Raw genomic sequence first — 17,040 nt, forward strand, 5'->3', positions numbered from 1 at the left:
GCATGGGTCATTTAAAATCTAAAAACCAAGATGAGTGGTCGGAAAGAAATATCCTACAAAAAGTTGACACCGTCAACATTTCCATTGTACTTGTATATTTGCCCATTCTATTGTAAAATAATTTAGTTGAGATCGGATTGTAGTAGGAAATGGAGGTAGAGTTTTTTGATTGATAAGAATTGGACGGCTAAAAAAGAAATGGCCGAGAAGCTAAAGGGCGGAGTAATTATGGATGTAACTACTCCCGAAGAAGCCAAAATTGCTGAGGAAGCCGGTGCTTGCGCAGTAATGGCTTTAGAAAGGGTGCCTGCAGATATTAGGGCTGCCGGTGGAGTGGCCAGAATGGCTGACCCCACAGTGGTACTGAAAATTATGGATGCCGTGAAAATACCTGTAATGGCTAAAGCGCGCATAGGCCACTTTGTGGAAGCTCAAATACTGGAAAGTTTAGGCGTAGACTACATAGATGAAAGTGAAGTTTTAACTCCCGCTGACGAAGAATTCCATATTAATAAACATGAATTTAAGGTTCCGTATGTTTGTGGTGCCAGAAATCTGGGTGAGGCCCTGCGCAGAATTGCCGAAGGGGCAGCTATGATTCGTACCAAGGGTGAACCGGGCACCGGCAATGTTGTGGAAGCAGTAAGACATATGCGCAAGGTGATGGGTGAAATTCGCTATGTACAAAACTTGCCCAAAGAAGAATTAATGACCGCTGCAAAAGAAATGGGAGCACCGTATGAATTATTGCTTCAAGTTGCAGAACTGGGACGGTTGCCGGTGGTTAACTTTGCTGCCGGCGGTATTGCCACCCCTGCCGATGCAGCATTAATGATGCAGCTTGGCTGCGATGGCATATTTGTCGGTTCGGGTATTTTTAAATCCTCCAACCCTGCGGCCACAGCCAAGGCAATAGTTGAGGCCACAAAAAATTATCAAGATGCAAAATTGCTGGCAAAGGTATCCACCGGTTTGGGAGAGGCAATGCCAGGCATTGAAATAAGCAACCTTGCACCGGAACAGCGCATGCAAGAACGGGGATGGTAGTCAATCACTGATAAGAGGCCGGCAGGGCTAATGTATTTAGCTGCTGTCGGCCTTTTTTCTTTTGAATACAGGAGTATTGGTAAGTATAGGTAAAATGATGGTGGTACATAAACAATAATTACCATATTTAAACAGACAGACCTCAATTTGGCATTTGTTTCCCTGTGCTAGCATAATAATTAACCGCGCTGCCAATATTTGGGGGATAAATACCATGGGTAAATTGTTTAAATTATTTTTATGTTTTCTTGTGGCCTTTTCCTTTACCTTAGGGGTAGTTACTGAAAATAAAATACAAGCTTATGATTTAATTGCTGATGTCAGTGAGAAAATCTATCTTTCCGTTAACAGGTGGATTGAAAATAAAACTTTTCAGGATGACATGGATGCTTGGCTGTCTAAGGCCAAGATTGGAACAGCCCTTTGCTATGTGATAGTTACCGACGGTTTTAAATGGTACTGGGTGCGGGCACCTTGAAAATGATTTAAAGTTTTTAAAAAAAGAAGCCATTTTAAGGGCGGAAGTATAAAGCCGCAAAAAAATCAATAATAAACAATGGCAAGGACCGGTAAATAAAAAATTTAATATAAATAATACTTGATTATTTGGGCAGGTTATAGTAAAATTCATCTCATATTTTAATATTTAAAACCCAATGAAGGGGAAAAGTAGTAGAAATCTTTTTTGACAGAGAACCGGTGGGTGGTGCGAACCGGTAAAAGAATCTATGAATTCCTCCCCGAAGGGGACCTGCCGAAGGTTTATTAAGCAGGTACGGGAGAAACCCGTTATCACAAATGAGTGGACTTAAGATATTTCTTGGTCAAATAGGGTGGCAACGCGGGAGAAGTAACTCTCGTCCCTTGACAGGTTTACTGTCAGGGACGGGAGTTTTTTATTTTCCTGACAGTGACCGGAAAAGAATTAACATAATTATTTTTTGTGGAGGAGAGGTTTAAAAATGAAAGACAAATTGTATTTGATGATTCCGGGACCTACCCCGGTACCGCCACGTGTTGCAGCGGCCATGTCTAAACCGATCATCGGTCACCGCAGTGGAGAATTTGCTGCATTAATTGGCCGGGTAACAGAAAAATTGAAGAAGGTTTTTCAAACCGAAAACGATGTGTTTGTACTTGCCAGTTCCGGTACCGGTGGCTTAGAGGCTGCCGTGGCCAATGTCACCAACCCGGGAGATAAGGTCTTATCCTTAAATACAGGTAAATTTGGAGAGCGCTTCGGTGAACTGGCCCGTAAATATGGTGCCGATGTGGATGAAGTTATGTTCACCTGGGGCACCGATGTTGATTTGCGTGTGGTTGAAGAAAAATTAAAGGCCGATCCCAACATTAAGGCTGTATTGGCAACCCATAACGAAACATCCACTGCTGTGGTTAACGATATTAAAGGGCTGGGTAAAATTGTTGCTGACCACCAGGCGGTGTTAGTGGTGGATGCCGTTAGCAGTATGGGCGGTATGGATATTAAAACCGATGAGTGGCAAGTGGACATTATGGTAAGCGGCTCCCAAAAGGCAATGATGCTGCCCCCGGGTCTGGCCTTTGTAAGCGTAAGCGAGAAGGCATGGAAAGTCATGGAAGAAAACACCGCTTCTAACTACTACTTTGACTTAAAGAAGGCCAGAAAGTCACTGGCTAAAAATAATACACCCTATACTTCACCGGTATCTTTATTTTACGGTTTAGAGGAATCCCTGGATATGCTGCTGGAAGAAGGATTAGAAAATGTTTTCAAGCGCCACCGCCTGTTGGCAAGGGCAACCAGGGCAGCCATTAAGGGATTGGGATTGGAGTTACTGCCTGCCGAAGAATATTCTTCAGACACGGTAACGGCTGTTCAAAGCCCCATGACAGTAAATGTTGATAACCTGCGCAAAACCCTGTTAGAAAAATACCGGGTGATGGTGGCCGGCGGCCAGGGTGAGTTGAAAGGAAAGATATTCCGTATTGCACATATGGGTTATGCCAGCAAGGCAGATGTAATTTTAACCATAGGCGCCTTAGAGATGGCCCTTAACGAATGCGGTTATAAGGCAGAATTGGGCGCCGGCGTAAGGGAAGCACAACTAGTATTTTTAGAGGAGAGTGAGTAATTTGAAGGTATTGGCCTTAGACGGAGTTTCGGAAAAGGGTCTGGCGGCTCTCTATGAAATTCCCGATATAACCGTTGATATTATAAAGGACAAAATGACTGAAGAAGAGTTAATTAAAATTATCGGTGATTATGATGCCATGATTGTGCGCAGCGCCACCAAGGTAACACCAAATTTGCTGGAGCATGCCACTAAACTGAAGGTGGTCGGCAGGGCAGGTGTTGGGGTTGATAATATTGATTTAAAGGCAGCCACCAACAAGGGTGTCATTGTGGTTAACGCCCCTGACGGGAACACCATTGCAGCGGCAGAACATACCATAGCCATGATGCTGGCCTTGGCCAGAAAAATACCCGCTGCCACTGCTAAATTAAGAGAAGGTGTTTGGGACAGAAAGTCCTTTTTAGGTGTAGAATTGCGCAACAAGGTGCTGGGTGTAATTGGCATGGGCCGCATTGGTTCAGCGGTGGCTAAAAGGGCAATGGCAATGGATATGAAAATATTGGCCTATGACCCTTACATTTCTGATAAAAGTGCCGCAGACAAGGGATTGGAACTGGTGACCTTGGATGAAATCTATAAAGAAGCTGATTTCATAACAATGCATATGCCTTTAACTAAAGAAACCCGCCATATGATTGATGCCGATGCAATTGCTAAGATGAAAGACGGGGTAAGAATAATAAACTGTGCCCGGGGCGGCATCATTGATGAAGAGGCCCTTTATGAAGGATTAAAATCCGGCAAGGTGGCGGGGGCAGCATTGGATGTTTTTGAAAAGGAACCCAACACAGACAGTCCCCTGTATCAATTTGAAAACTTCATTGCCACCCCTCACCTGGGAGCTTCAACCATAGAAGCACAGGTTAACGTGGCGGTGGATGTTGCCAAAGAAATTGCCGACTACCTGCAAGGAAATATGGTTAGAAATGCCGTTAATATTCCTTCCCTGACACCAAAATTGCTGGCTAAGGTGCGTCCTTTCCTTGATTTAGGGGAAAAACTGGGCAAGTTCCAGGCACAGTTATTAACCGGCCGCATTAAGAGTGTTGAAGTGGTTTACGGCGGTGAAGTTGCAAAATACGATGTTACTCCCATTACCACCATGTTCCTCAAGGGTTTATTAGATCCTATTTTGCAGGAAACGGTGAATTTCGTAAATGCCTCGGTGGTGGCCAGGGACAGGGGAATTCGGGTAATTCAAACTACCCAAGATCAGGATCAAAACTATAGCAATTTAATGACCGTTAAGGTTACCACCGATCAAACTGAGCGGTTATTGAGCGGAACCCTGTTCTTAAACAATGACCCGCGGGTGGTTGACATTGACGGCTACCGCATAGATGCCGTACCCCAGGGAAATATGTTGGTAATACCGCATATTGACAGGCCGGGTATCATTGGTAAGGTGGGCACCGTTCTTGGAGAACACAATATAAACATTGCCGGAATGCAGGTGGGCCGTAAGGAGCAAGGTGGATCGGCAGTGATGGTATTGGCGGTGGATACAGCCACCTGCGAAGCCACCATTAAGCAAATTGCCGATATAGACGGTATTTTAGATGTAAAATTAGTCAGCATTGAAAATTAGAAAAATATACTACAGCCTGGTTTTTGCGGGCGGGTAACCATTCCCGCCCCATTTACCACGGTTTAGGACACTTACAAGACATATTAGTTTTACACCAGTTTGACACTATAGTATAATTGATATTAAATTTAGCAAAAAAATGCAGTTGTTGGGGGCGAAGTAATGCTAGATATAAAACTGGTAAGGTCAAATCCGGATATGGTAAGAGAGGCACTGGAAAACCGTGCTGTTAACATGTCCCTTGATGAATTTTTAAATTTAGACGAAAAACGCCGGGAAAAACTGGTTGAAGTTGAGCAGCTCAAGAACAAGCGCAATGTGGTATCGCAAGAGGTGGGAAGGCTTAAAAAATCTGGCCAACCCGCTGAGGACCTGGTGCAAGAAATGAGGCAGGTATCCCAGTCTATCAAAGAAATTGATGAACAAATCAGAGCCATTGAGGAGCAGTTGCAGCAGATAATCCTCAATATACCTAATATTCCCCATGAAAGCGTACCCATTGGTGCCAATGAGGACGATAATGCGGAGGTCAGAACTTGGGGTAAACCAAAAACCTTTACCTTTCAACCGAAGCCGCACTGGGATATTGCAGAAGACCTGGGCATCATAGATTTTGAGCGGGCAGGCAAGGTTTCCGGGGCCAGATTTTCTTTTTATAAAGGCTTGGGTGCCCGGCTTGAAAGGGCATTGATAAACTTCATGTTGGATTTACATACCGGCGAACACGGCTATACCGAAATATTGCCTCCCTTTATAGTCAATGCCGACAGCATGGTGGGTACCGGGCAGCTCCCAAAGTTTGCCGAGGATATGTTTAAGCTGGAGGGTACCAATTATTATTTAATACCCACCGCTGAGGTGCCCGTCACAAACCTTTATCGTGACGAGATACTGCCGGGCGAGATACTGCCCATCTATCACTGTGCTTACAGTGCCTGCTTTAGGGCAGAGGCCGGGGCGGCAGGCCGCGACACCCGCGGTTTAATTAGGCAGCACCAATTTAACAAGGTTGAGTTAGTTAAATTTTGCAAACCGGATAAGTCTTACGAGGAATTAGAAAAACTACTGCAAAATGCGGAACAGGTGCTGCAGTTACTTGGCCTGCCCTACAGGGTAGTGAATCTATGCACCGGGGATATTGGTTTTTCCGCTGCCAAAACCTATGACATTGAAGTGTGGCTGCCCAGTTTTGAAACATACAGGGAAATATCCTCCTGCAGTAATTTTGAGGATTTCCAAGCCCGGAGGGCAAATATAAAGTTTAGACGGGAAAGAAAATCAAAACCGGAGTTTGTACACACCTTAAATGGCTCCGGCTTGGCTGTGGGCCGTACCTTGGCTGCCATTTTAGAAAACTACCAAGAGGAAGACGGCTCTGTTACCATACCGCCTGTTTTACAGCCCTACATGGGTGGCACAGCCAAAATTACTGGAAAGAGGTAGACATAATTAAATTGACAACCAAATAATTGTGTGGTACACTTGTACTTGCGTTGAGAAAAGAAGTGTCTTTGGCGATGACTTAAATCGCCGTGGCAGGAGGGATTCCTCCTAATAGGGAGGGGTGTCCGAGTGGTTGAAGGAGGCGGTCTTGAAAACCGTTGAACTCTTGCGGGTTCCGTGGGTTCGAATCCCACCCCCTCCGCCATAATATAGTGGAGAGCTGGCCGAGTCGGCTGAAGGCGCTCGCCTGCTAAGCGAGTATACGGGCTTAAACCTGTATCGAGGGTTCGAATCCCTCGCTCTCCGCCACTTTTACACTACGCTTAGTCGTAGTTTTTTATTTCGCCCTTGGAAAGCATGGGCAAAAGATTATTTCTTGACTTAGCCACTGACATTTGTTATAATAACACTTGTCACAAAACAGAAAACCCGTGCCTGTAGCTCAATTGGATAGAGCGTCTGACTACGGATCAGAAGGCTAGGGGTTCGAGTCCCTTCAGGCACGCCACATCTTTGGTTGTTAGTGCGCCAAAAAAGGTTAACTAACAACTTATTTGTATGCCCCCGTAGCTCAGGGGATAGAGCAGCGGTTTCCTAAACCGTGTGTCGGTGGTTCGATTCCTCCCGGGGGCGCCACTGTTCATTAAAAGGAGACAAACCCCAGGTGGAACATAGTCTTTACATGCGCCAGGCCTTGGCAGAGGCTCAAAAGGCCTATAAGGTGGGCGAAGTACCCATAGGAGCTGTGCTCGTGGTTGACGGCCAGATAATAGCTGCCGGCCATGACCTTAGGGAGCTGTTAAAGGATGCATCTGCCCATGCTGAAATACTGGTGCTAAGGGAAGCTGCACAGCGTTTGGGAGATTGGAGACTAAACGATGCCACCTTATATGTAACCGTTGAACCCTGTGCCATGTGTGCCGGAGCCATTGTACAATTTAGGGTGGGCCGTTTAGTGTACGGCGCCCCAAACAACAAATCCGGTTCTGTGGACAGTGTAATGGATATTGTTAGGCAGCCGGGCTTTAATCATCAGGTTGAGGTAATAGCCGGAGTGCTGGAAGACGAGTGCAGAGAGATTATTCGTTCTTTTTTTAAAGAAAAACGCAAACTAAAATGAACTTATTTTGGGGAGAGATGGCCGAGTTTGGTTGAAGGCGCTCGACTCGAAATCGAGTAGGCAGTGATGAGCTGTCTCGTGAGTTCGAATCTCACTCTCTCCGCCAAATGTATTTAATAATAAGTTTTACCTGTTGTAATTTAATAAAATTTATTATAGTATAAACTATGTAGTCCGCGGAGAGATGGCCGAGTGGATGAAGGCGCACGCCTGGAGAGCGTGTGGGCGGGTAACCGCCTCCAGGGTTCGAATCCCTGTCTCTCCGCCATTTTTACATTTGCTTATAAGTATAAAATAATGGTCGTGCTAGACGGGGAGGTAGCGGTGCCCTGCACCCGCAATCCGCTATAGCGGGGTTGAATACCTGCTCTCGGGTATAACCTGTGGGGTCTGGCTGCCGTAAGGGACGTTGATGACCGGGTCTTGCGCGGCGCAAGCTCCTGAACCGTGTCAGGTCCTGGCGGAAGCAGCACTAAGGGATGACTTGCGGGTGCCGCAAGGGTGCCTGGTTTGAGTTACCTGCGGGAGTAACGCCCGGAGGTTATTATCCAAAAGCAGGATGCACGGCCAGCAATTTTAAGGGGATGGTTCTTGTGGAACAAGGACCATCTCCTTGTTTTGTATGTGACAAGGAGGATTTAAAACATAAACATTAGTGTAAACTATTGGTGAATACAAAAGTCAGACAAAAGAAATACCTTATAAAATTTGCACCTCAGTTTTAATGTAAAATCAACAACCAATAAGCCAGGGGCAAAATAATAAAAGGAAAAATGTATTAAATATCGAAAATTATAGTAAACTTAATTCTGGAGGGTTAAATATATGGCTTATCGCGCCCTATATCGGGAGTATCGCCCACAGCGATTTGCCGACATTGTTGGGCAATCACATATTACTCGCACCTTACAAAATGCCCTGGACAAGGGACGTATTAACCATGCCTATTTATTTTGCGGTCCCCGGGGAACCGGCAAAACCACCACTGCCAAGGTGTTGGCTAAAACCTTGAATTGTTTAAAGGTGGTGGCCAACGAACCCTGCAATCAATGTGACAACTGCATTTCAACAAATGAAGGTAGCTCCGTGGATGTCATAGAAATAGATGCTGCATCAAACCGCGGCATTGAAGACATTCGTGAACTGCGGGAAAATGTTAAATTTTCACCGGCCAGTGGCAAGTACCGTGTTTATATCATAGATGAAGTACATATGCTTACCGCCGAGGCCTTTAACGCCCTCTTAAAAACCCTTGAAGAACCGCCCGGCCATGTGATTTTCATATTGGCCACCACTGAACCCCATAAGGTTCCCTTAACCATCCTTTCCCGGTGCCAAAGATTTGATTTTCGACGCATAGGTGTTAAGGATATGCTGCCTCGACTTAAGCAGGTGGCTGAAGAAATCGGCTTAGAGGTTGAGGACCAGGCTTTAGTATTAATTGCAAGGGCTGCCGAGGGCGGCTTAAGGGATGCCTTGGGCATTTTGGATCAGGGCTCGGTCTTTGGCAATGATTCTATTACTGTGGACGATGTGCATAAGATATTAGGGACCGTTAAAGAAGACGTGATGAGCAGCATGGTGGATTACCTGGCAAAGGGCAAGTCGGCGGACGCCCTGCTCCTGGTTAATGAGCTTTTGCAGCAGGGTAAAGACCTTAGGATGTTTGTTAAAGAGTTAAATGGCTATTTAAGATCCATTATGCTTTATTTAATTTCTAACCGGCTGCCGGAGGCCGGGGATGTAAGCAATTTAAAGGCCGACGCCGCCAAGCTGGAGCCAATTTTTATATCAAATTGTCTGGAAGTGTTAACCCGTTTAGAGTATGATATGAAGTGGAGTGCTCAACCGGTAATTTTACTGGAATTGGCCCTAGTTAAGCTGACCGGTGCCCAGCCACCGCCAAAGGCCGGTGCAGAGCGGCAGATGCCCCAGCGGCAAGAGGCACCGCCGGACAAGGAACAAAGGGGGCAAAAAGAACAAACAGAAGAAAAGGAAGAAAAGCAAGAAAAGCAAAGTGAACTAAATGAAGAAAAAAATCAAAATGAACAAACCGGTGACCTTTCCCAAGAGGTAAAACAGAGCTGGGGAAAGATACTGGACTATGTGAAGAAAATAAAACCTTCTGTTTATGGCGTTTTTCGGGAGGCCTTTTTTGTTGAGGTAAAAGATAAGGTGCTGACCATTGCTTTTAAGCCCCAGCACGCAAACTTTCATAAGGTCCGTGCAGAGCAAGGTGAAAACAAAAAAATATTTGAGCAGGCTTTAAATGAAGTTCTGGGCGGATCCTGGTCATTAAAAATTATAGTTTTAGAAAATCAAGAACAAGAAAAACCTAAAACCAAGGGCTCAGAAGAAAACCCCTTAGTGCAGAAGGCTGTTGAACTCTTTGGTGAAGACAAGGTTGAAATCAAATAAATCTATTTTTTGAGGAGGGCTTAATGATGTTAGGTGGAGGAAACATGAATAAAATGATGAAACAAGTGCAAAAGATGCAGCAGGATATGGCTAAAATGCAGGAGGAGTTAGCCACCCGTACTGTGGAAAGCACAGCGGGCGGCGGGGTGGTAAAGGTAGTGGCCAACGGCAGGCAGGAATTGATTTCCATCGAATTAAAGCCGGAAGTTGTGGATCCCGATGATATTGAAATGTTGCAGGATTTAATCTTGGCGGCCACCAATGATGCTCTGCGCAAAAGCCAAGATATGGTTTCCGCTGAAATGAGTAAGATCACCGGCGGCCTAAAGGTGCCGGGTTTATTTTAAAAACTTGCCCAAGGCGCGGTTGGTTAAAAAGAGCATGGGAAAACCCGTGTTCTTTTTTTCTTGCATTTTGGCCGGCCGGCATTTTCTTGACTAAAACTTTAAATTATTCTACAATTTGATAGACATGAGAAACAATGGGGGATACAAATGAAATATCTGTCAGAGCCGGTGGCTCGTTTGATTGAAGAGTTTGCCAAGCTGCCCGGCATAGGTCCGAAAACTGCACAGCGCTTGGCTTTTTTTATTTTAAATGCGCCCCACCAGGTTGCTAAAGATTTAGCCCATGCCTTGGTGGAGGTGCGGGAAAAGGTAAAGTACTGCAGCAACTGCGGTAACCTCACCGAAGTTGATCCCTGTAGAATTTGCGATGACCCCTCCCGCAAGCAGCACATAATTTGCATAGTGGAACAGGCCAGGGATGTGATTGCCATTGAAAAAACCGGCAGTTTTGACGGCCTGTATCATGTGCTGCAAGGTGTGCTGAACCCAATGGAGGGAATCAAGGCTGAAGATTTAAACATTAAAAAGCTTTTGGAAAGATTGCAGCATAATAAGATAGAGGAAGTTATTTTGGCCACAAATTCAAGTGTTGAAGGAGATGCCACCGCACTTTACTTGTACCGGCTGCTTTCACCCCTGGGGGTAAAGGTGACAAGGCTGGCCCATGGCCTGCCCGTGGGTGCAGACTTGGAGTATACCGATGAATATACATTGAGTAAAGCGCTGCAGGGACGGAGGTCCATGGACAGCTAAAGAGGAAAAAAAAGGAATAACCTTCCGCAACTATCATATAATTAATCAATTACTAATAGTTGCGGGGGGTGTGATGATGGAATGGACGACCATAGTGCTTGGTTTGGTTGGCCTCTTTGGCCTATACTTGGTAGGGATATTTTTTGTTCGGCCCCTAAGGTTAGTTTTTAGGGCCCTTGCCTGTTTAGTTGTCGGTGCCTTACTGCTGGCCATTACCAATGTGATAAGTGCCAACTTTGGAATATACATACCAATAAATATTTTTACTTTGCTGCTGGCAGGGGTATTACAGGTGCCCGGAGTGGTTCTTTTAGTCTTAATGGAATATATGCTGCTTTAATGGAATTATTTAGGGGTTGTAATGTTCTTGACGGAGCTATTTTGCTAGGGTTATACTGTAAAAGAAAAGAAATACTAATTTCATAAAAAATACCGGGCTGGTTATAGTTTATTTAAGGTAGGGCTACTGAGGAATACGGGGCAGTTATGTCCCGCTTATTCTTTGTATTGGACAATTAAGAATTTTTTTACTGGATAAACTATAAAAAATCAATTATAGTTTATTCAAGGGGGTGATCTTGATACCCGACAGAATAGTTGAGGTTTATGTTGGTGAATATGCCAGTGGGAAAAGTGAAGTTGCAGTAAACAGGGCAATAGAATTGGCAAATAAAAAGAGATTGGTAAACCTTGTGGATTTAGATATAGTGGAACCCTGCTATACATTGAGGCCCATTAAAAGGCTGCTTTCCCAAAAGGGTATAAAGGTATTGGCGTGGGAAACAAAGGATACCATGGGTTTGGGGGAAGCAGGCAATGTGATAAACCCCGAAACAAGGTGGGCTTTATTCCGCCAGGGGGATGTAATATTTGACATCGGCTACGGTGTGGAGGGTTCTAAAACCCTAAATTTAGTAGAGGGCGTAGATAAGGAGCCTAATTTAAGAATTTACGCCGTAATTAACATATCACGGCCAATGACTGCAAATGTAAGAGATATTGTAGATTATGTCAAGGGATTGGGTACTATACACGGAGTGATAAATAACACTCACCTGGGTGATGAAACCACTGCGGAGGTGGTGGAGGAGGGGGCCAAGGCAGTAAGCCAGGCGGCAAAGCTGCTGGGCATCCCGGTAATCGCCACCACTGCTGTGAGGGAAGTTGCTGATATTTTAGGGAAGAAGGATAGTGCCGGTAACGTGGTCAGACCTTTAGACCGCTATATGCCAAATACATTCTGGTAACCAAAGTTACCGAAAAGAGAGCCATATTTTAGGAGGTGCAGTTTCTTTTATGCCAGACAAACTTATTACCGAAGAAAAACGTGTATTTATGACCGGTAACGAGGTGGTGGCTTGGGCGGCAATGGCTGCCGGTGCGGAAATCATGTATGGTTATCCCATCACACCACAAAACGAAATCATGCATTACTGGACAAGGTTAGCTCCCAAATACAATCGCCGGTTTTTACAAACGGAAGATGAGCTATCGGCAGGCTTTACCACCCTTGGCGGGGTTATGGCCGGACGCAAGGCATTTACTGCCACAGCGGGCCCCGGCAATACCTTAATGCAGGAACCCCTTTCCATGGCGGAAGCCATGCGCTTACCCACTGTGACCATCATTCAACAGCGCGGTGGCCCGTCAACTGCCACTGTTATCTATTCTCAACAGGAAGTGACCATGACCACCTTTGGCGGTAACGGTGAGGGTTTGCGTATAGTTTATTCCACCGCCAATCACCAAGAATTGTTTGATTACACCATCAAGGCATTTAATGTTGCCTGGAAGTACCGCTTCCCCACCTTTATTTTGGGTGACGGTTACCAGGCAAAAATGCGCGAGTCTTTAACCATTTATGACCCTGAGCAAAGGGGCATTGAATTTGTACCCGCTGAGCCCTTTGTGGGCAAACCCGGCACACCCGGTGTAGACCGGGAGCCCGGTCACTACCGCAACACCTATAACGTTGAAGAAGAGTTGTACGATGTGTTGCAGGAATTTTTTGCCGATTACGAAAAGATGGTTCCGGAAGTGGTGGAGTACCATTCCTTTGATACCGAAGATGCCGATGTGGTGGTTTTATCCCACGGCGTGGTTTCCCGCGGTGCAAAAGAGGCGGTGGAAATTCTGCGCAAAGAGGGTAAAAAGGTGGGATATTTTAGGCCCATAACACTGCGGCCGCTGCCGGAAAAGGAATTAAAAGAATTGGCAACAAAGGCCAAGAAACTGTTGGTTGTTGAATCGGCCCAGGGCCAGTTTGGCAAATTAATTAAAAACGCAATTTACGGCGGAACTGCAGAGTTCTTAACCCTGTATAAGCCTGGGGTTGGCATAACCACAGAAGAAATTATATCCAGAGTGGAAGAAATTTTATAGTATTCATCTTGACGGTGCTTAATTTGAAAGGAGGCCTACTTGTTTATGTCCATACAACCCCCTATGCCAAAATGTTGGCGGGTAGAAACAAAACCACATAAGTTTTGCCCGGGATGTGGTCACGGTTTGGTATTAAAAGCATTGGGTGAGGCAATAGATGAACTTGGCATTCAAGACAGAGTAGTTTTTGGCTGTGACATCGGCTGCTCACTGTTGGCTTGGGATTTCTTTAACGTTGACAGCATCCAAACCCACCATGGTAGAACCACTCCGGTGATGACCGGTGTTAAAAGGGCAAATCCTGATTTGATTTGTGTTGCCTACATGGGTGACGGCGGCGGATATGCCATTGGGTCCCAACACCTGGTAAATGCAGCTGCAAGAAACGAGAAGATCACTGTATTGCTTGCCCTGAACACTGTTTATGCAATGACCGGCGGTCAAATGGCCCCCACAACCATGCCCGGTCAAAAGGCTGAAACATCTCCCTATGGGCGTGATCCGGAGTTGACAGGCTACCCCACCCAGGGTCCGGAAATGGTGGCGGCAATTTGCCGGGAAGGAGCATATGTTGCCCGGGGAACCACCGCTAATTTAAAGCAGCTGAAGAACTATATTAAAAAGGCCTTACAAAACCAAATGGACGGAAACGGATTTTCCTTTGTGGAGGCCTTGGCTGCCTGTCCCACCAACTGGCGTACCAACGCTGAAAAAACCTGGAACTTTGTTGAAAAGGAAATGCCCAAATACTTTAAGGTTGGGGAAAAGAAGGTTCCTGGAGCTGAGCAAAGGGAGGGACAGTAAATGGCTGATGTAATTAAAATTATGCTGGCCGGCGAAGGCGGTCAGGGTGTTCAATCTGTGGCAGAAATTTTAGCCGAAGCCGCTGACAATGAAGGTAAAGAAGCCTTATATATTCCTAACTTCGGGGTTGAGCAGCGGGGCGGCGTATCCATTGCCTTTTTGCAGATCAGCAGTGAGCGCATCGGTGCCCCTAAGTTTAACACTGCAGACATTGTGGTGGCCCTAAGTGACCGGGCCATTTACCGCACCAAGCAGTATGTGGGCGAAAAAACGGTCTTTGTTTACGATTCGGGCATTGACATTCCCCAGGAGGATCTGCCTAAGGAAGCTGCCAAGTTATTGGCCATACCGGCTTTAGAAATAGCAAAGAACGAACTGCACCCCCGGGTGTTTAACGTAATTATTATGGGCGCCGTGGTTAAAGCCACCGGAGTGGTGACAGATAAAGATGCTAAAAACGCCATTGAAAAGAAACTGGGCTACAAATTTGAACAAAACCCAAAACTGCGTGAACTAAACTATAAAGCCATTGAAAGAGGCATGGAACTGGTTTAAGTATTGGTTTTGAAATAAATAAGGAGGGTGAAATAAGTGGCCATAGAATTTAAACCCCGCACCCTTGAACTCCAAAAGGCAACATGGACTGTTTTTCCCGGACTGTGTAAGGGCTGTGGTTTGTGTATCGAAAAATGTCCCAAAAAATGCATTGCCTGGTCTAAAGTATTGGGCGTTTACGGCACTCCCTCAGTGGAGTCCACTGACGAGTGTATCGGCTGTGGCATTTGTCAAATGGTTTGTCCGGACACCGCCATTAATGTGGTGCGGAAAAAGAAAGACTCCCAAAACAGTAAGTCGGCAGTGGCCGAGTAAAAGCAAAGTAAAAAACCCCTTCGTTTTCTTGCGAAGGGGTTTTATCATTCACCGTTAAAATGGCTGAAACATATTCTGTATCAATACTGCCAGGGGGTGAATGGAGTGGGTAAAAAACAAACCTGTATATATTGCCAAAGGGAATGGGATAAAAATAACAGCGGCATAAATATCTTAGGATACTTTATCTGCCCGGAATGTGAATACTCAATAGTAAAAACAAATTGCCGGGAGCAGGCATATAAGTTTTACGTTAAGGGCCTTAAGAAAATATGGCGCTGTTTAGAAATTTGATCTAATCCCGGTGCTCTTTTTTTGTTTTCCAGTCTCTGGCGCCGATGGGCCAGTTCTATTTCTGATCTGATTAACCTTAAGGTAAACAGATCTATGCCTGTGCTGCAGGCAATTTCGCTGTCGGAGCGGCCTTTCTTCCAGGCCCTTATTAGGTATTGGACATTGGTACGGTACTTTTTGGATAATTTTTTGGCATCAATTATCGGTTTATTTTGTGACATCACAACTACCCTCCTTTTATGCGGGCTGCTTTGTTTGTTATTATTTTGTCTCGCAATTCATTCATCATGTTGAACAAGAGTTGGAAAGGGAGGCAAAAAGCCGGTCTAGTAGCTTTATGCAATCTATGGTAAAATTATTTATTGACAAAAAACATGCAAGCTTTTGGGAGAAGAAGAATAATGGACCAAGGGGAAACTCCTTTAGTAAGGGCTTTAGAAAATCATCGTTTGAAAAACAAGGCTGCCTTCCATATACCGGCGCACAGGCAGGGCCAAGCTTTACCTGTGGAATTGCTTGGGGCCCGGCAGCATATTTTTGCCTATGACCTAACGGAAGTAGACGGCTTGGACGACTTACATAACCCCAAGGGTGCCATTGCCCGGGCACAGCAATTGGCTGCCCAGGCCTTTGGGGCAGAAAAAAGTTATTTTTTAGTTAATGGCAGCTCATCGGGCTTACAGGCCCTTATATTGGCCACCTGCCAGGGGGAGGATTTAGTGATCCTGCCCAGAAATGTGCACCGCTCGGTTTTGACCGGACTTATTTACAGCGGTGCCCGTCCTGTATATATCTATCCGTCACTTGTGGACAAGTTTGGCATCCCGGCGCCCATTACCGGGCAAGAACTTAACAAATGCCTGCAAGAACACCCCAAGGCCAAGGCAGTATTGACGGTGCACCCTAACTATTACGGGGTGGCCGGCAGGCTGGAAGAACTGGTAAAAACCGCCCATGGCTTTGACATCCCGCTTATGGTGGATGAAGCCCACGGGGGACATTTTCCTTTTCACCGGGACCTGCCCCCCGACGGCCTGTCTTGCGGGGCAGATGCTGTGGTGCAAAGTACCCACAAGGTGGCCGGTGCCTTAACCCAGGCATCAATGCTGCACCTTAAATCTGATAAAATTGAACCGGCCAGGGTGGAGGACTGCTTGCGCATGGTACAGAGCACCAGCCCATCCTATATATTGATGGCATCCCTGGACGCCGCCCGGCGGCAGATGGCCACCCAGGGGGAACAAATGCTGGAGCAGTCACTGCAGCTTGCCCGGCAATTGAGGGATAAAATAAATGAGCTGCCCCACTGTGAGGTGCTGAGCAGCTCCCACTTTAAAGATAAGGGCAGTGTTTTTATAGACAAGACCAGGCTGGTGATAAATGTACAAGCTTTAGGATTGACCGGATTTGAAGTTAAGGATATTTTATCAGCAAGCTACGGTGTGCAGGTGGAATTGGCGGATCACTGTAATGTGGTGGCCATAATGGGCTTAAAGGCCTGTAAGGATGATGGCCGGCGCCTGTACGAGGCCCTTAAGGATATGGATAAATATAAATCAAGCAGCAGAAAGGGCGGTAAGCCACTGCAGCCGCCCCCTGCCCAGGTGATCAGCTCCCCCCGCAGGGCATGGATGGGTAAAAGTAAAAGTATAGAGCTGGAAAAATCAGCCGGCAAGATCAGTGCAGACAGTGTTGCCGTCTATCCGCCGGGAATTCCGGCACTTTGCCCGGGGGAATTGATTAGCAAGGACATGGTAGAATATTTAGTGGAGGTGCGCAGTAGAAAACTGCACATACAAGGCTCCGGCGATACCAGCTTAAGATCCATTAGAGTGCTGGATCTATAATCAGTATTGT

General features: G+C 45.9%; 18 protein-coding genes, 6 tRNA genes, 1 other RNA gene and 1 other annotated feature. Of the genes, 24 read left to right on the top strand and 1 reads right to left on the bottom strand.

All coding sequences use genetic code 11. The features are described 5' to 3' along the window. Positions 1-165 precede the first annotated feature (165 nt). From pdxS to BR02_RS16105, 23 genes are all read left to right on the top strand, one after another. Positions 166-1,047 carry a pyridoxal 5'-phosphate synthase lyase subunit PdxS gene (pdxS, locus tag BR02_RS0109055; RefSeq protein ID WP_031516359.1) on the top strand — a complete coding sequence of 294 codons (882 nt, stop codon included), beginning with the start codon at positions 166-168 and terminating at the stop codon, positions 1,045-1,047. A 214-nt stretch (positions 1,048-1,261) separates the two neighbouring features. After that, positions 1,262-1,525, top strand: coding sequence for a hypothetical protein (locus BR02_RS0109060; RefSeq protein ID WP_031516361.1), 264 nt, complete (start codon positions 1,262-1,264; stop codon positions 1,523-1,525). Between the two features lie 169 nt (positions 1,526-1,694). Next, positions 1,695-1,915 (top strand) — a binding site (T-box leader). A 94-nt stretch (positions 1,916-2,009) separates the two neighbouring features. After that, a complete protein-coding gene (locus BR02_RS0109065; protein ID WP_031516363.1) occupies positions 2,010-3,161 on the top strand; it encodes a pyridoxal-phosphate-dependent aminotransferase family protein in 1,152 nt (383 codons plus the stop codon). 1 nt (position 3,162) lies between these two features. Further along, positions 3,163-4,752: a phosphoglycerate dehydrogenase gene (serA, locus tag BR02_RS0109070; RefSeq protein ID WP_031516365.1), complete on the top strand. Its 1,590-nt coding sequence runs from the start codon at positions 3,163-3,165 to the stop codon at positions 4,750-4,752. Positions 4,753-4,914: 162 nt separating this feature from the next. Continuing rightward, positions 4,915-6,195 (top strand): serine--tRNA ligase, encoded by a 1,281-nt coding sequence (serS, locus tag BR02_RS0109075; protein WP_031516367.1) that lies wholly within the window; start codon positions 4,915-4,917, stop codon positions 6,193-6,195. A 115-nt stretch (positions 6,196-6,310) separates the two neighbouring features. Further along, positions 6,311-6,400 (top strand) — tRNA-Ser (locus tag BR02_RS0109080). 9 nt (positions 6,401-6,409) lie between these two features. Continuing rightward, positions 6,410-6,504: transfer RNA gene (locus BR02_RS0109085), tRNA-Ser, on the top strand. A 122-nt stretch (positions 6,505-6,626) separates the two neighbouring features. Continuing rightward, positions 6,627-6,703 (top strand) — tRNA-Arg (locus BR02_RS0109090). Positions 6,704-6,755: 52 nt separating this feature from the next. Beyond that, a tRNA-Arg gene (locus BR02_RS0109095) sits at positions 6,756-6,831 on the top strand. 28 nt (positions 6,832-6,859) lie between these two features. After that, positions 6,860-7,315 carry a tRNA adenosine(34) deaminase TadA gene (gene tadA, locus BR02_RS0109100; RefSeq protein WP_114638851.1) on the top strand — a complete coding sequence of 152 codons (456 nt, stop codon included), beginning with the start codon at positions 6,860-6,862 and terminating at the stop codon, positions 7,313-7,315. 11 nt (positions 7,316-7,326) lie between these two features. Then, positions 7,327-7,421: transfer RNA gene (locus BR02_RS0109105), tRNA-Ser, on the top strand. 72 nt (positions 7,422-7,493) lie between these two features. Then, positions 7,494-7,583 (top strand) — tRNA-Ser (locus tag BR02_RS0109110). 33 nt (positions 7,584-7,616) lie between these two features. Continuing rightward, positions 7,617-7,882, top strand: an RNA gene (gene ffs / locus BR02_RS15105) — signal recognition particle sRNA large type. A gap of 258 nt (positions 7,883-8,140) precedes the next feature. Next, a complete protein-coding gene (dnaX, locus tag BR02_RS0109115) occupies positions 8,141-9,733 on the top strand; it encodes a DNA polymerase III subunit gamma/tau (protein WP_031516371.1) in 1,593 nt (530 codons plus the stop codon). A 23-nt stretch (positions 9,734-9,756) separates the two neighbouring features. Then, positions 9,757-10,080: a YbaB/EbfC family nucleoid-associated protein gene (locus BR02_RS0109120; RefSeq protein WP_207641006.1), complete on the top strand. Its 324-nt coding sequence runs from the start codon at positions 9,757-9,759 to the stop codon at positions 10,078-10,080. A gap of 147 nt (positions 10,081-10,227) precedes the next feature. Continuing rightward, positions 10,228-10,833, top strand: a complete 606-nt coding sequence (gene recR, locus BR02_RS0109125; protein ID WP_031516375.1) for a recombination mediator RecR — start codon at positions 10,228-10,230, stop codon at positions 10,831-10,833. 76 nt (positions 10,834-10,909) lie between these two features. After that, on the top strand, positions 10,910-11,173 hold the full coding sequence (locus BR02_RS0109130; RefSeq protein ID WP_031516377.1) for a pro-sigmaK processing inhibitor BofA family protein: 264 nt from the start codon (positions 10,910-10,912) through the stop codon (positions 11,171-11,173). A 232-nt stretch (positions 11,174-11,405) separates the two neighbouring features. Continuing rightward, a complete protein-coding gene (locus BR02_RS0109135) occupies positions 11,406-12,080 on the top strand; it encodes a hypothetical protein (RefSeq protein ID WP_031516379.1) in 675 nt (224 codons plus the stop codon). A 49-nt stretch (positions 12,081-12,129) separates the two neighbouring features. Then, positions 12,130-13,215, top strand: coding sequence for a transketolase C-terminal domain-containing protein (locus BR02_RS0109140; protein WP_031516381.1), 1,086 nt, complete (start codon positions 12,130-12,132; stop codon positions 13,213-13,215). Positions 13,216-13,260: 45 nt separating this feature from the next. Continuing rightward, positions 13,261-14,019 (top strand): thiamine pyrophosphate-dependent enzyme, encoded by a 759-nt coding sequence (locus BR02_RS0109145; protein ID WP_031516383.1) that lies wholly within the window; start codon positions 13,261-13,263, stop codon positions 14,017-14,019. Beyond that, on the top strand, positions 14,020-14,574 hold the full coding sequence (locus BR02_RS0109150; RefSeq protein WP_031516385.1) for a 2-oxoacid:acceptor oxidoreductase family protein: 555 nt from the start codon (positions 14,020-14,022) through the stop codon (positions 14,572-14,574). Positions 14,575-14,616: 42 nt separating this feature from the next. Continuing rightward, on the top strand, positions 14,617-14,889 hold the full coding sequence (locus BR02_RS0109155; RefSeq protein ID WP_031516387.1) for a 4Fe-4S dicluster domain-containing protein: 273 nt from the start codon (positions 14,617-14,619) through the stop codon (positions 14,887-14,889). Positions 14,890-14,994: 105 nt separating this feature from the next. Continuing rightward, a complete protein-coding gene (locus tag BR02_RS16105) occupies positions 14,995-15,183 on the top strand; it encodes a sigma factor G inhibitor Gin (RefSeq protein WP_034639128.1) in 189 nt (62 codons plus the stop codon). Here the strand turns inward: BR02_RS16105 and BR02_RS0109165 are convergent. After that, positions 15,138-15,404, bottom strand: coding sequence for a hypothetical protein (locus tag BR02_RS0109165; RefSeq protein ID WP_031516389.1), 267 nt, complete (start codon positions 15,402-15,404; stop codon positions 15,138-15,140). The genes BR02_RS16105 and BR02_RS0109165 overlap by 46 nt on opposite strands. Before the next feature lie 153 nt (positions 15,405-15,557). On the opposite strand from BR02_RS0109165, the gene BR02_RS0109170 reads away from it, so the two are divergent. Then, the gene (locus BR02_RS0109170) at positions 15,558-17,030 is read left to right on the top strand and encodes an aminotransferase class I/II-fold pyridoxal phosphate-dependent enzyme (RefSeq protein ID WP_238442442.1); all 1,473 of its coding nucleotides are present in this window, start codon (positions 15,558-15,560) and stop codon (positions 17,028-17,030) included. The last annotated feature ends 10 nt before the right edge of the window (positions 17,031-17,040 follow it).

Source organism: Desulfofalx alkaliphila DSM 12257 (assembly GCF_000711975.1).
In the GTDB taxonomy this organism is placed as follows: Bacteria; Bacillota; Desulfotomaculia; order Desulfotomaculales; family Desulfohalotomaculaceae; genus Desulfofalx; species Desulfofalx alkaliphila.